11 protein-coding genes are annotated in these 14,764 nt (G+C 69.4%); all 11 read right to left on the reverse strand.

All coding sequences use genetic code 11. The annotated features are described in order from the left end of the window. On the reverse strand, positions 1-528 hold a 528-nt coding region (locus ACWGIG_RS27335), incomplete at its 3' end, for a Wzz/FepE/Etk N-terminal domain-containing protein (RefSeq protein WP_453324334.1). Beyond that, complete coding sequence (locus ACWGIG_RS27340; RefSeq protein ID WP_453324335.1) at positions 525-1,829, reverse strand: glycosyltransferase family 4 protein; 1,305 nt, start codon at positions 1,827-1,829, stop codon at positions 525-527. The genes ACWGIG_RS27335 and ACWGIG_RS27340, both read right to left, overlap by 4 nt. Then, positions 1,786-3,111, reverse strand: a complete 1,326-nt coding sequence (locus tag ACWGIG_RS27345; protein WP_453324336.1) for a nucleotide sugar dehydrogenase — start codon at positions 3,109-3,111, stop codon at positions 1,786-1,788. Before ACWGIG_RS27345 ends, ACWGIG_RS27340 begins: the two co-directional genes overlap by 44 nt. 73 nt (positions 3,112-3,184) lie before the next feature. Further along, the gene (locus ACWGIG_RS27350) at positions 3,185-4,663 is read right to left on the reverse strand and encodes a sugar transferase (protein ID WP_453324337.1); all 1,479 of its coding nucleotides are present in this window, start codon (positions 4,661-4,663) and stop codon (positions 3,185-3,187) included. A 514-nt stretch (positions 4,664-5,177) separates the two neighbouring features. Beyond that, positions 5,178-5,948: a methyltransferase domain-containing protein gene (locus ACWGIG_RS27355; RefSeq protein WP_453324338.1), complete on the reverse strand. Its 771-nt coding sequence runs from the start codon at positions 5,946-5,948 to the stop codon at positions 5,178-5,180. Positions 5,949-6,085: 137 nt separating this feature from the next. Next, positions 6,086-9,190 carry an AfsR/SARP family transcriptional regulator gene (locus tag ACWGIG_RS27360; RefSeq protein WP_453324339.1) on the reverse strand — a complete coding sequence of 1,035 codons (3,105 nt, stop codon included), beginning with the start codon at positions 9,188-9,190 and terminating at the stop codon, positions 6,086-6,088. A 392-nt stretch (positions 9,191-9,582) separates the two neighbouring features. Continuing rightward, positions 9,583-10,284 carry a glutamine amidotransferase gene (locus ACWGIG_RS27365; RefSeq protein ID WP_453324340.1) on the reverse strand — a complete coding sequence of 234 codons (702 nt, stop codon included), beginning with the start codon at positions 10,282-10,284 and terminating at the stop codon, positions 9,583-9,585. A 62-nt stretch (positions 10,285-10,346) separates the two neighbouring features. Then, a complete protein-coding gene (locus ACWGIG_RS27370) occupies positions 10,347-11,351 on the reverse strand; it encodes a PDR/VanB family oxidoreductase (RefSeq protein ID WP_453324341.1) in 1,005 nt (334 codons plus the stop codon). Positions 11,352-11,453: 102 nt separating this feature from the next. Further along, the gene (locus ACWGIG_RS27375) at positions 11,454-12,431 is read right to left on the reverse strand and encodes a diiron oxygenase (RefSeq protein ID WP_453324342.1); all 978 of its coding nucleotides are present in this window, start codon (positions 12,429-12,431) and stop codon (positions 11,454-11,456) included. Between the two features lie 91 nt (positions 12,432-12,522). Beyond that, positions 12,523-13,749, reverse strand: coding sequence for a hypothetical protein (locus ACWGIG_RS27380; RefSeq protein ID WP_453324343.1), 1,227 nt, complete (start codon positions 13,747-13,749; stop codon positions 12,523-12,525). 330 nt (positions 13,750-14,079) lie between these two features. Further along, positions 14,080-14,764: alpha/beta fold hydrolase (locus ACWGIG_RS27385; protein WP_453324344.1), on the reverse strand; the 685-nt coding region annotated here is incomplete at its 5' end.

A 14,764-nucleotide genomic window follows, 5' to 3' on the forward strand; every position in this document is an offset into this window, starting at 1 on the left:
CTCCACGGTCTGCCCGGGATCGGCCGCATCGGCCAGGTCGGTGATGCGGCGGTTGGTCTCCACCACCTTCTTCCGCAGCGCCTCGGTGCCCGTGGCCGCACCGGGATCGGTGCTGCCGCCGGCGATCCGCGCGGTGAACGCGACGAATTCCTTTGCCACCAGGTCGGCGAGCTGCTGCGCGTGCTCAGGGGTGTCGGCCCTGCCCGAGAGCGTGATGACATTCCCGTCGGCGGCCTTGGCGCTCACCCGGTCCCGCAGCTCGCGGCCCCCGACGCCGCTCCGGCGGAGACCGGCGGCCACGCGGTCGGCCACCGAGGAACTGGTCGCGATGTTCACCTGGGTCAGCAGCCCGCGCTCGTCCCACTGCCCGGGCAGCAGCACCGAAGCCGACGCCGTGTACTGCGGCGGAAACAGCACCGAGGTGCCGAAGCCGAGGAGTGCGCCCACCACGGTGAGGACGGTGAGCAGCCGCCGGCGCCGACGGAGGATCCGCCCGATCGTGGCCAGGCGTATCGTGTCCTCGCTCACGGGCGCTGCCTCCCCCGTGCCCGTATGCGACGGCCCGCCGGAGTGCGGTCACGGCACGCGGCTGCGTAGGCGGCGAGCAGCGACGCCTGCGAGTTCCGCCAGGAGAGCTGCCCGCCGATCCGCTCCTGGCCGGTCTTGCCCATCCGGGCCCGCCTGTCCGGGTCGTCGAGGAGCAGCGCGATCAGTTCGGCGAATCGGGTCTCGTCGTTGGCGGGCGCGTAGACGGCGGCATCACCGGCGGAAACGCGTGCCTCCTTGAGGTCGAAGGAGACGATCGGCCGGCCCATCGCCATGTACTCCAGGACCTTGTTCATGGTCGAGACGTCGTTGAGCGGATTGCGCGGGTCGGGGGAGAGACACACGTCCGCGGTGGACAGGTGGCGCACCAGGTCGGCGTCCGGAATGCGCCCGGTGAATTCCACCTGGTCCGAGAGGCCGAGCTGCTCGGAAAGCTCCACCATCGCGTCGAAGGCGTCGCCCGAGCCGACGAACACCGCGTGCCAGTCGGTCCGTCCGAGCCCGTCGCGCAGGGTCGCCAGTGCCCGCAAGGCGTAGTCGACGCCGTCCTGCGGGCCCATCACGCCGAGATAGCACAGCAGATGGGGCTTGCCTCGCTTCAACTCCGGCTCGGCAGGCACCGGTTGGAACCTGTCGGTCTGCGGCGCGCTGCGCACCACGAAGACGTCCCCCGGCCGCTTGCCGCCACGGCGCACCGCCACGTCCCGGTAGCTCTCGTTCGTGGCGAGCACCACGTCCGCGGCCCGGTACGTCATCCGTTCCAGTGCGCACACGCCGCGGTAGAGCAGGTCCTTGCCGCGGCCGAACCGGGAGAGGTACAGCTCGGGTACCAGGTCGTGCTGGTCGAAGACGAACCGCGCACCGAGCCGCTTCAGCCGCAGTGCCGGCAGGAACAGCAGGTCGGGCGGATTGCAGGCGTGCACCACATGGACCGGGCCGACCTTGCGGGCGAGGCGGGCCGTGTGCCACAACGCCGATCCGTACTCCCGCAGATAGCCGGCCGGCCCACCTGTGGCCGCGCGCAACGGGTAGCGGTGGATCCGCACCCCGTCGATCGAAGCCTCCGGTTCCGTGTCCCGCTTGCTCCCCCGGGGACAGATGACGTGCACCTCCCAGCCCGCGTCGCGGAGCGTCGTGCACTCCTGCCACACCCGCCGGTCGAACGGCACCGACAGGTTCTCCACCAGGATCAGTGCGCGCCGCCGCGGCCGGCTGCCGCCGGGCGTGTCGAACGATGTGTTACCAAGCAAGGCCCACGTACCCCGGTTCGGCCCGGCGCGCATCGGCGTCGGGAAGGTGGATGAGGTCGATGAGGACCGGACCGTCCCCGTGGGGGAGTGCCGACAGCACGGCCGGATCCCTGGTCCCCACCAGGCACACCTCGGCGTGTTCCAGCACCTCGTCGACGGAGTCCGCGAGCAGCTGCGCCAGGTGCGGCAGCCGGGTCTCGATGTACTCGCGGTTCGCGCCGAGCAGCCGGGACAGGCTCACATGGGCGTCGTGGATCCGCAGCTCGTACCCCTTGCCCAGGAGCCGTTCCGCCAGCTCGACGAGCGGGCTCTCGCGGAGGTCGTCGGTGCCGGGTTTGAAGGACAGCCCGAACAGGCCCACCCGGCGCTTGCCGGTGCGCTCGACCAGGTCCACCGCGCGCTGCAGATGGTCGGAGTTGGAGGGCAGCACATGGGCGAGGATGGGCACCGAGACGTCGGCCCGCTGTGCCGCGTACACCAGGCTGCGCAGGTCCTTGGGCAGGCAGGAGCCGCCGAAGGCGAAGCCGGGCCGCAGATAGGCGGGGCTGATGTTCAGCTTGCGGTCGGCCAGGAAGACGTCCATCACCTGGTGCGAGTCCACCCCGAGCGCCTGGCACACCGCACCGAGCTCGTTCGCGAAGCCGATCTTGAGGCCGTGGAACGCGTTGTCCGCGTACTTGATCGCCTCGGCCGTCGGGACCGGCACCCGGAACACCTCACCGGGCAGGCCGTCGTACAGCGCGGCCACCGTGTCGCCGCTCGCCGTGTCGAGCTCGCCGACGACGGTCTTGGGCGGGTCGAAGAAGTCCCGCACGCTGGTGCCCTCGCGCAGGAACTCCGGGTTGACCGCGACCCCGAAGTCCACCCCTGCGGTGCCGCCGCCGGACTTCTCCAGGATCGGAACGAGCAGGTTCAGGCAGGTCCCCGGAAGCATGGTGCTGCGGAACACCACGGTGTGCCGCCCGTCCCGCCCGCCCCGCTCGGCCAGCGCGGCGCCGATCTGCTCGGTGACGCGCTCCAAGTACGTGGTGCACAGGCTGCCGTTGGGCTCCGACGGCGTTCCCACACAGACCAGTGACACCTCGCTGCCCATGATCGCCTCGCGGACGTCTCCGGTGGCGCGCAGCGCTCCGGTCCGTACGACCTCGGCGACGAGCTCGCCGATCCGTTCCTCGACCACCGGGGCCTTGCCGTCGTTGACCAGGTCGACCTTCACCTGGTTCACATCCACCCCGATGACCTCGTGCCCCAGGCCGGCCAGGCACGCGGCCGACACGCAGCCCACGTAACCGAGCCCTAAGACGCTGATCCTCATGTCCCGTTCCTCCCCCCGGGCAGACCCTTCCGGCCTGCCTGCCGTGCGCCGGTCGGACGACGCCCCCCGCTCATCAGTACGCCCCTTGTCCGTGGAGGACCGCACGCAGCGTCTTCCACAAGATCACTGCGTCCAGGGCGAGCGACCAGTCCTCCACGTACCGCAGGTCGAGGCGGACCGCCTCCTCCCACGGCAGGTCGCTGCGTCCGCTGATCTGCCACAGGCCGGTGAGGCCCGGCTTGACCAGCAGCCGCCGCCGGATGTCCGGGCCGTAGGCGGCGGACTCCTCCGGCAAAGGGGGCCGCGGGCCCACGAGCGACATCGATCCGGTGAGCACGTTGAAGAGCTGCGGGAGCTCGTCGATCGAGTAGCGGCGCAGCACTGCGCCCACCCGGGTCACCCGCGGATCCCGGCGGAGCTTGAACAGCAGGCCCGCGCCCTCGTTCAGGTCGGCCAGAGCGGCACGTGCGCCGTCGGCCCCGGTGACCATGGTGCGGAACTTGAAGATGGTGAACTCGCGGCCGTCCTTGCCGACCCTGCGCTGGCGGTAGAGCGCCCCGCCCCGGCTGTCCACCAGGACGAGCAGCCCGACGAGCACCATCAGCGGTGCGAACAGCATCAGCAGGAGCGCCGCGCCCATCCGGTCGACGACCGCTTTGACCGCCCGGTGGCCCCCGGTGAAGGCCGGCATGCTGACCCGCAGCAGTGGGATTCCGAGCACCGCGTCGACGTGCAGCCGCGGGCCGGCCACCTCCATCAGCACGGGGGCCACGATCATCTCGGCGTCGCTGCCTTCGAGGTTCCAGGCCAGCCGCTGCAGCCGGTCCGGTGACCAGTGCGGGTCCGGAGTGAGCGCGACGACACGGTAGCCGTCGCGGTGGACATGGCCCGCGACGTCCGCCAGTTCGCCGACGACCGGCACTCCGTCCAGCCGGTTGCCGTCGGGCCCCAGACCGTCCGTCGTGCACACCGCGTCCACCCGCCAGCCGAGGTGCGGAAATTTGCGGGTACGGGTGATCAGGTCGCGCACGGTGTCCAGGCTCCCGGCAGCGAGCACCGGTCGCAGGCAGCGGCCTTCCTTACGCTGCTTGTGCAGCCAGAGGCGCAGCAGATAACGCGCGATCATCGTGATGAGCGCGATCGCGGGCATCGCGACGAAGATCCAGAGTTTGATGTTGCGCGAGGTGAGGGCGATCCCGCCGAGTGCCAGTACGACGGTCGCCGTGAACAGCGAGCGTCCGAGCCGGCGGAATTCCTCGGCGCCCTGGCCGAGTACGGCGGGAGACCAGGACCGGCTCACCGCAAGCGCTCCCAGCACCAGCAACTCGGTGCCGAAGGCGAGGATCACCCATTTCTCGTGCCAGTTGGCCGCGTCCCGGGCCCCGAAGAAGTTGCCGATCGACATCACCACGACGGCGGTGGCCACGGTGTCGCTGGTGATCACGGTACGGCGGTACCGCTGCTCCCAGTCGATCGCGGGCCGGCTGATTGTCCCGTTCGTCAGGCGCTCGTGCGCCGACGGAAACGGGCTGACTAAATCACCTTGCTGCACGGAACCCCCCAGGTCGACAGTGGTTCGACGTGTTCGCCTAGCACTGCTCCTCCCCCTCCGAGGCCCCCCGGCCCCGCACTGTTCCTCTTCGCGGGAGGCCCCCCGGCCCCCGCGCCGCGCTGTTCCTCACCGCAGGAGGTCTTCGCCTCCCGCGCAGGACATCTCGAACCGTTTCGGCGCTGCTGGAACAACTCGCCCCGGCGCCGGCGGACTCAGATGCCCTGCCAGGCTCTCGGGCTCCAAGAATTGATCACCCCGACGCCCGGCGCCGGGGAGGTGACTGCTGTTTGTCCGTTGCACCGGACTTATTGATCATTATTGGTCGCTTCGTGCTCGAACAGCTGAAGCACGGTCAATCTAGAGCATGGAAGCCAGGATGAAGAGAGAATGTGTGAAATTTGTGCCCGAGCTTTGAGGGTGGATCACGGGCCCGTCATCGCCTGCGGATCCTCGACGCGGAGCACACGCCTGTGACCTGTGAGGACGGGAGGCAGGACTCGCCTCCACGGGCAGCTCAACTCCTCTTTCCGAAGACGAGTACCTCCGTGGAGCCGATGCCCATGGGCGCCAGGAAGCTGGCCTCCAGGCCGCAGCCGAGGGTCGCGAAGAGGTCCACGCATGTCTGGCGAGGCATGGTGGCGGGGTAGGAACCGTGCCCCGCGCCGCCCTCCGTCGCCCAGGTGCGTACCGCGGCCGGGTCCAGACAGGTCTCTGTCATGACGTCGAAGACGATCCGGCCACCGGGCCGCGTGACCCGTGCCATTTCGAAGAAGTAGCGGGAGGCGCAGAGGAAGGTCACGGTGTTGAAGACCTTGTGGGCCTGGACGAGATCGATGCTGGCATCGGGAGTCGGGGCGAGACTGCATCCGGCCGTCGGTTGGGCGACCACACTGAAGGTGTCCACCAGATAGTTGGCCCAGGGCGCTGCCGTCTCGTAGATCTCGTAGCGGCCCGGTGAACACTCCTTGAGCGTCTTCTCCAGATACCGTCCGGACCCGGGGCCGATCTCCAGCACCGTGTCCGGGTCGTCGGCGAAGACGCCGAGAGCGCGTAACTCGTCGATGGTGGACCGGGTGGCGCCCGGCGTCCCGTTCATGACCTCGTCGATGTGGTCACCCACCGACAGTCCGGCCGCCCGTGCGGCCCGCATCGTCGCCTCGAACGGGAGGAAGTCGTCCACGCCGTCACGGTTGTTGGTGCTGCGCACGATGTCGTATCCCGCACGTCCCAGGAGTCGCTTCACCCCCGTTTTCACCACGGACGTTCCCCTGCTTGCTGCCCTCATCAGACATGACCCCCCAGGTCGTCTCCACAGTCGGAGCCAGCATAGGTTCGCGGACGCCGACGCGCAGTGGGCAGAACCCGAACTTCTGGGCCCGGTGCGACAGGGGAAGAGCCGGCAGGCGCTGTGTGCTCACGGCATCAAGTACCCGTGCACGTAAGGGAGTTCACGGTCGGACCTGCTCTGTCGCCGCGTCCCTCAAGGGCGAGGGCGACGACTCTCCCGGGAGGCAACCGGGCGCCCTGGAGCGAGGCGGCTTCGAAGGCCTCGTGGCCGAGTGCCTCCCGTGCTCGCCGTTCCCCCTCGTCATGCGGGGCCCGCCAGTACGCCGAACCGAACCAGGGGACTCCGACGGTGTTCCACTCCTCCTCTGCCGCCCCGAGCAGCACGGCGGCCCGGTGGCTCTCCCCGTCGGCGGCGGCGATCCATCCCAGCAGGTCGACGGTCATGGCCATGCCCAGCCTGTCGCGGAAGTCCCGCTTCATGCGCAGGCACTCCCTCGCGTGCCGGGCCGCCACCACCCGGTCACCACCGGCCCACTCGGCGAAGGCCTGAACGTAGAGGGCGTAGGCGAGGGTCCATTTCTCGTCGTGCGCGGCGCAGATGCTCCGGGCCTTCCGGCAGTGCTCGACCGCCTGGTCAGGCTCGCCCAGGAAGACGCTCGCCATGGCGAGTTGGGTCTGCGCCATGATCACCATGCTGTTCATGTCGCCGAGCGAGGCGTAGCGGTCGAGGGCCTCCTCCAGAAGGAGCAGCGCGTGCCGGGGCTCGTCGCGAAGAAGGGCGGCAGCCCCCGCCATGTGAGTGCCGTGGGCCATGGCCGGATCGTCACCGAGTCGCCCGGCCAGTTCCCGGCACTCCGCCGATCTCGCGACGCTCTCGGTGATGTCCCCGCGCAGATACGCGATCCGGCTCATCACCCACAGAGCCTTGGCGCGTTCCCGCGACGGTTCGCGAGCGAGGCACAGCGCCCGGTCGAGCCAGCGCTGTGCCTCCTCCACGTAGCCGCACGCGACCCAGAAGGGGTACAGCGCGGCGGCCAGGCGGGCACCGGCCAGGCCTTCCCCCGGTGTGGAGAAGGAGAAGCCGAGTGCCTCGCGGAAGTTGGCGTGCTCCCACCGCAAACGGTCCGCCCAGTCGGCCTGGCCGGCTCCGAACCACTCCGACTCACCCTGTTCGGCGAGTGCCAGGTAGTGGTCCCGGTGCCGGCGCCGCAGAGCGGTCCGCAGGCCGGCGTCACAGATCTGCTTCCGCCCGTATTCGCGGAGCGTTTCCAGGAGCCGGAAGCGGATGCCCCCTTCGGACCTCTCGCGGATCAGGACCGACTTGTCGACGAGCCCGTCGACCAGGTCGAGGACCTCCTTGGTCGGGAGGTCCTCACCGGCGCAGACGGCCTCGGCCGCCTCAAGGTCGAAGGTGTCGGTGAAGGTCGACAGCCGTGCCCAGAGCAACCGCTCGTCGTCCGTGCACAGATGGAAGCTCCAGCACACCGTCGCCTGCAGCGTCTGATGGCGTGGCAGCGCGGTGGGCCTGGCCGTCGTCAGCACGCGGAAGCGGTCGTCGAGCCGAGCCAGCAGCTGTTCGGGCGACAGGGACCGCAGCCGTCCGGCCGCCAGCTCGATCGCCAACGGGATGCCGTCGAGCCGTTGGCAGATCCGGGTCACGGTCGCCTTGATCTCCGGCGACATCGGGAACCCGCAAGGAACCGCGGCGCGGGCCCGGTGTGCGAACAGGGTGACAGCGGGCGCGTCCTCGTCCTCCTCGGGCCGGGCCGGTTCTGCGTGATCCGCTTCGTGCCGGGCCGGTTCTGCGTGATCCTCTTCGGGCCGGACCGGTCCTTCGTGATCCGACTCGGGCCGGACCGGCCCTTCGCGAGTACGCGGGGTGTCCGGCAGCACCCGCAACGGCGCCACCGGGAAGATCTGCTCACCGTCGATGCCCAGCGGCTGCCGGCTCGTGGCGACGACCCGCAGGTTCGTGGCCGCCCGGAGCAGGGTGTCGACGAGCACGGCACAGGCGTTGAGCAGGTGCTCGCAGTCATCGAGGACCAACAGGACCTGCCGGTCCCGAAGATGCCTGATCAGGGAGGCCGGGGGCGCGCGCCCCGTCTGGTCGTGGATGCCCAGGGCCTCGGCCACGGCGTGCGGGACGAGTCCGGGATCGGAGAGGCCGGCCAGCCCGACCAGCCACACGCCGTCACGGAAGGCCGGCTGGAGGTTCAGCGCGGCGCGGAGCCCGAGGCGGGTCTTGCCCACGCCGCCGACCCCGGTGAGCGTCACCAGCCGGTCGGTCGCCAACAGGTCGCGCACCCGGTCCAGTTCGTGCTCCCGACCCACGAAGCTGGTCAGCTCCGTGGGCAGGTTGCCGGGCGCCCGCAGCTCGCCGCTGTGGTTCTGGTCGTGGCTCTGGCCGTCGCTGTGGGGAGTGTCCCTCCGTACCGGGTCGGCCGGCGCCGGGCGGACCGGGGCCGGCGGGTCCAGCGCGGCGTCGGCGGCCAGGATCTGTTCGTGCACGCGCCGCAGTTCCGCACCCGGCTCGATGCCGAGCTCCTCGGCCAGCAGGTGGCGGGCCTCCCGATATGCCTGGAGCGCCTCGGCCTGCCGGCCGGAGCGGTGCAGGGCACGCATGAGCAGGCCGTGCAGCCGCTCGCGCAGCGGATGCGCGGCGATCAGGCGGCGCAGCTCGCCGACGAGGTCCGCATCGGCGCCCAGTGTCAGATCGACCTCGATGCGCTCCTCCAGCACGCCCAGCCGGTGTTCCTCCAGCCGGTCCCGCTCGGCATCCAGCAGCGGACTGGCCAAACCCTCGCACAGCCTGCCCTGCCACAGCTTCAACGCGGCGTGCAGCGCCTCGGCCGCCGTGGGAAGGTCCCCGGCGGCCCGGGCGGACCGGCCCCGTTCCAGCTGTTCGGTGAGCACCTCCCAGTCCAGCCCGCCGGCAGGCACCGTCAGCAGGTAGCCGGCCTCGGTCCAGTTCAGCACCCGTGACGGAGCGCGGGCCTGGCGGCCGGGTTCCAGCACCCGGCGCAGTCCCGCGGCGTGCCGCTGCAGCAGGTTCACCGCCCGCCCCGGAGCCGCCGTCCCCCATACCGCCTCGATCAGCTTTTCCCGGGACACGGGCCGGTTGGCGTGCAGCAGCAGCACAGCGAGCATCACCCGCTGCTGTACCGGCCCGGCATCCAGTTCCTCCACGTCGCGGCACACCCGCAACGGGCCCAGCACATTGAACCAAAGCGTTCCGGACATCGACTGATCATCCATCGACGCCACCCCCGTGAAGCAGTCGTCTTCAACTTAACCGGAACAACGCCCGCCGGACACCCATGGGGCGGTCCCATCGCACCGGTGGAAGCCGGTACCGCGACCCGCCCCGCACCACTGGCCCGCACGAGGAGACGGAAGCCCCACCCCGGCCGCCTCTCGTGCGGGAGACCTTCGGCGTCACTCCTCAGGGAAGACGCCGGGGCGTGGCCCGAGGGTGCCTGAGGAACGGAAAAATCGCGGCCGTGCCCGCATGGGGGCACGCCGCGCGACAGTCCGGAAGCTCTGGCCCCGGCCGTCCCGGTGGCGCATCCGGTGGTCCTGCGGGGGTCCGGCCGCGACGAGTTGCCGCGCCGGGGACGGGAGCTGCCGGGCCGCTACGTCAATGCGCCGTCGAGCCAGCGGTGGAGGAACCTCCGGCTCCGGTTTTCGAGCTGCCCCGCAAGCCGGTGCGTGTCCTCCCGGATCTCCTTGACGGACACCCCAGCGGCCTGCGCCACCTCATGGGCATGGCCGATGAGCCAGGACTCGATGGCTCCGCCGAGAACTTCCACGTGGAACTGCAGTCCCAGGGTGGAGCGCCCGAGCGCGAAGGCCTGGTTCCTGCACACCGGTGTGGAGGCGAGATGCGTCGCCCCCGCCGGCAGGTCGAACGTGTCGCCGTGCCAGTGCAGTACCGGCGAGGTCAACTCGGAGAGAGGAGATCCGGCCCCCGCCTCGGACAGTGCGACGGCACCCCAGCCGATCTCCTTCGCCCTGGCCGGGTAGACCTCGGCGCCCAGCGCGGCAGCGATCAGCTGGGCACCCAGACAGATGCCCAGCACGGGTTCCTCGCGGGACAGCCGGCCCCGGATCAGCGCCAACTCCTCCTGGAGGAACGGATAGGCATCGGTCTCGCCCGCCCCCACCGGTCCGCCGAGCACGACGAGCAACTGCGGAGAGAGCCGTTCGACCTGTTCCAGGAGCCGCCCCTGCCCGGCCTCCACGTACGTGATGCCGATGTTCCGTTCCCTCAGCACCTGTTCGAAGGAACCAAGGTCCTCGAAGGCGACGTGCCGGATCGCCACAGCTTCTGTCATCTCGATCTTCCTCGGGAATCCGACGGTGCACCGGACCACTGCGGCCGGTGGTGCTTCAGTGATCAGAGGTCCAGCACGAGCCGGGAACCACTGGCCCGGGAGACGCAGATCATCATGCTCTCCCCGGACGCCTTCTGCTGATCGGTGAGGATCGAGTCCCGATGCTCGGGGGAACCCTCGACGACGCTCGTCTCACACGTCCCGCAGATTCCTTCGCGGCAGGCCGCGAACGTCCGTACGCCCGCTCGATCAGCCACGTCGAGGATCGACTCGTGCGGCGGGACCGACAGGGTCAGGCCCGAGCGCCGGCACACCACTTCGAAGCCCGTGGCGCGGTCCTCCTCCTCGGGCGGCACCGGCCGGGCCCTGAAGCGCTCCGTACACAGGCTGCCGGCCGGCCATCCCGTGCAGCGGCTCTCCACGGCGCCGACCAGGGGTTCGGGCCCGCAGCAGTACACCAGGCAGTCCTGGCGCGGCGCATTCAGCACCTTCGCCAGCGGGAGCAGCCCGGCTTCGTCCTGCGGATGGACCCGTACCCGGCCGCCGTAGGCCGCCAGCTCGTCGAGGAAGGCCATCGACGCCCGGGACCGCCCGCCGTAGAGCAACTGCCAGTCCCGCCCGTCCGCCTCGGCCGAGGCCACCATCGGAAGGATCGGTGTGATGCCGATGCCCCCCGCGATGAAGAGGTAGCGGGCGGCCGGCTCCAAACGGAAGTGGTTCCGCGGGCCGCGGACCAGCACGGTCGCCCCGATGCCCAGTGCCTCGTGCACGTGGCGGGATCCGCCGCGACCGTTCGGCTCAAGAAGTACGGCGACGCGCCATGCGTACCGATCGGCCGGACTGCCGCACAGCGAGTACTGCCGTACCAGGTCGACCTCGGGCAGGATCAGATCTATGTGGGCCCCCGGCGTCCAGCGGGGCAACTGCCGCCCGGCCGGATCGACAAGGGTGAGGGTGACCACACCGGCGGCGGCCCTCACCCGCTCGCTGACGCGAAGGACGGTGGTGTATTCGTGACAAGGTCCGGGCGCCCTCGGCGCCAACAATTCTGCGGTGTCGACCGACATTTCCTGCTAACTCCTGCGTTCTGTCTCATCATTGCTGACAATCGAGTCAAGGTGGCGAGCCGGTCCGGTGCGCCTGTGCCGCTGCGCACCGGACCTTCTCCGTCAGGCGATCAGACCCTGCCGGGAGAAACTGCTCCGGGCCGCTGCGGAGTCCAGGAGGCCGATCTCTTCCGCAAGCGAGACGATCTCCGAATAGTTCAGCGACGTCAGGTCGACGGCACCCGAACTCCTGCATTCCCGAATCATCTCGTCGGCCTGCGGGAATCCGATCTGCCGCAGTAAAGAAAGCCAGACATCCAGCTCCCGGTCCGCGAACCAGACCACGGGTTCGGACAGGACGTCGGCGAAAGCGGCACGCTGTTGTTCCGTCAGCTCGTGGGCGAAAAGCTGCGCCAGGGACATGAAGAGCGGACTGTGCACCATCTCGTCGTGGCGGTGCGCCGCCACCGTCATGCGGTTGAAGGACTGGATCTCCTCGCTTTCGCTGAGCAGGTGCAGGTAGTCGCTGATGAAGATCTCCGACACCACCGCCGTGGCGAACTGGATCATCCGCCCCTGCCAGGGGTCACTGGACTGCTGCTGGCGCCTGCGCATGTGGCCGACCAGGTTGAACTGGGGAATCACCAGGTCTCCCAGCCCACGTCGACCGCGCGTCAGCCGACTGGCCTGCTCCACCAGGTGTACGTGGTACACCTCGTCGACCATCGTCTCGCAGACCGCCTTCTGCGAGTCGTCGGAACGCAGGCCGGGCATCGTCCCCCGGAGGATGTCGAGACAGGTCGGGTTCACGATCTCCGTCTCGATCTGCACGGTCTTGGCGTTGTACATCAGCCAACCGCAGCTCAGAACCCGGGACTTCAGTTCCGGCGAACACGACTGGTACTGCGGCAGGTGCCGGAACGGCAGGAGACTTTCGAGGAAGTCCTCCTTGTCCGCCTCGAAGAACGGCTCCAGCTCTTGCTTCTTCACATAGGCCCGCCGGGGCCAACTGGTGGCGAGCCGCTCCAGCATGATCCTGGTGTGGGACAGGTCCTTTCCGTCGGCCCGGGGATCCAGGCTCTCGTCCGTCATCTCCGTCATCACGAATTCTTCTCCCATGCGGCGACGTGGCCGCTGTTCACTTCTCCGGAATTCTTCCTGCGGGTGCCCCTGGGCGTCCTGCTTCGCCCGGTCATCGATTCCGCCCGACGGCGAACTCACCGTGAAACATCATCAATCCGTCGTCGCAGTCGTAGATCTTGGCCACCTTGTCCGTATTGGTGTCGATCCGGATGAGGTGATCGCTGACGAAGCTGGAGACGAAAACGGATTCCTCGTCGAACATGGCCGTGGCCGTGTGGGCGTTGCGGAAGTCGGAGGGAAGCTCGCGGCCGGGGCGCAGCCGCTTGAGGAGACCGGGCTTGGCAGGGTCCTGGATGTCCCAGATCGAGATGTAGCCGTCCCGTCCGTAGTTGAAAGGACTCTCGAACTGCGGACCCCACGAATCCTCTTCCGCCACGTACAACTTGCCCTTCGCGATCGCCAGGTCCGAGGGCGACCTGTACATTCCCGCGCCTCCCGGCGTGCGGGTGGGACCTATGACGCATTCGGCGGTGTCCAGCTCGGTGTCGACCAGCCAGACACTCGGCCCGACGAGCGTGGCCCCCTGGGGCGTCCTCGACGTGGACCCGATCTGCATGGCTCCGACGTAGGCGTAGCGGTTGTCGATCCAGGTCGCGTAGTGCGCGAAGGCGCCGTACTCGGTTTCCGTCCCCAGCGTGATCGCGTGTGTCGCCTCGACCCTGCCGGTGTAACGGTCGGGCCGGTAGACGCGCACCTCACCGATGTCGTAGTCGTACCCGACGCCCAGTCCGACGGTGCCCTCCGCGTTGAAGTTCACCCCGTGGGTCTGCCTGGTCAGTTGGCGGTCCGAGTACAGGACACGCTGCTCCAGCGTGCCGTCGGGCCTGATCCTGAACCCACGCACGCGGTCGTCCGTGTAATGCGTGATGTAGGTGAACTTCGAGCGCGGCAGGAAGGTGGGGCCGTGCGTCTGGGTGTACAGAGGCCTCGTCCACGGCATGATCGGCTGCTTCGCCGAGGTCTTCTTGAGGTTCGGCATGTCGGACGGCGTCCCCGCGACATCCAGCGGAACGATCTGCCGGATCTCCACGTCGGCGCTGCCGGCGTCCCAGTCGACGGAGTTCAGGTGCAGTACGACGATGGACCCGTCGAAGGGCGGGATGGCGTCCGTGGCGATGTACACCGTCTCCTCGTCGGAGGCGATCCACGAGTGCTGGAGGCTGGCCGGCTTCCAGCCGTCGAGGCTTTCGAGCGGCACCGTCACCAACTTGTCCTCGTCCGCGTGGACCAGGACGAGTTCCTTGGACATCATGTTCACTCCGGTGAGAATGTGCATTCTCTCTTTGCTCCTCTTTCGACGTGGGTGTTCACGGTTTCGGTGTGGGTGTTCCCGCACATTGATCGACGCCGATCTGCCGTGCTGCCGTGCTGCCGTTGTTGTGGGCGGAGCAGGCCGAGGAAAGTTGTCAGGACCTGATACCGGCCTCGGCCGGCCCTCTGCTTCCCGCTCGACGCGACGGAGAACTCATCGTGCTCGCGCGGGTTGCAGCATCTGTTGCAGGACTCGTTGCAGCGGCCCTGTCGGCCCCTCGCCGTCGAGCTCAGCGGCCCTGGTGGTCACGCCGGGCGGGAGCGGCGGCACACCCGAGGGCGGGCGGACGGTCCTTCAGTTGCCCCCGCGGTCCGGCGTGCGAAGGCCGGTTCGGTCCGTGTGGGTGCCGAGCCAGGTGCGGATCGCGTCCGCCGTGGTGCCCGCGTGTTCCTCGTTGATGCTCCAGTGGCTGCCGGAGACGTCCACGGTGTCGTGAGGCGCCGGCCAGGAGGCCCGTAGGGCACCGTCCCGGGCCTCGTGCCCGCCGGGGGTCCGCAGCCGCGGTACCGGTTCGGTGGCGCGGATCAGCAGAGTGGGGACGCCGGTCGGCGCCGGCCGCCAACCGCGGGCCATGCGGGTGTAGGCGCCCAGCGCGGCCATGGACATGTCGTCCACCGCCTCGTCGAACCGCGCGCCCATCCGGAGGGCGAGCCGGGCGGGCATGGCGAGCAGCCCCGGATCGTCCTCGCGGTCCGGTGTGACGTGGTGGGTGTCGACGACGACCAGGGCGGACGGCGGAGTACCGGTGGCCGCGAGCCGGGCGGCCACCGAGTGCGCGGGGTAGCCGCCCATCGAATAACCGAGGAGGACGTACGGGCGGTCGCCGAGGTGCTCGCGCACGGTGGCCGCGTGCAGCTCCACCAGCGTTTCCCAGTCGCGCGGGACGGTGTCTCCGCGGTCGACACCGGGGTGCTGCATCTCGAAGACGTCCCGCTCGCCGCCGAAGGAGGGGGCGAGCGCCGTGTACCAAGGCCTGCCC

It is taken from the genome of Streptomyces sp. NPDC054863, assembly GCF_053610825.1.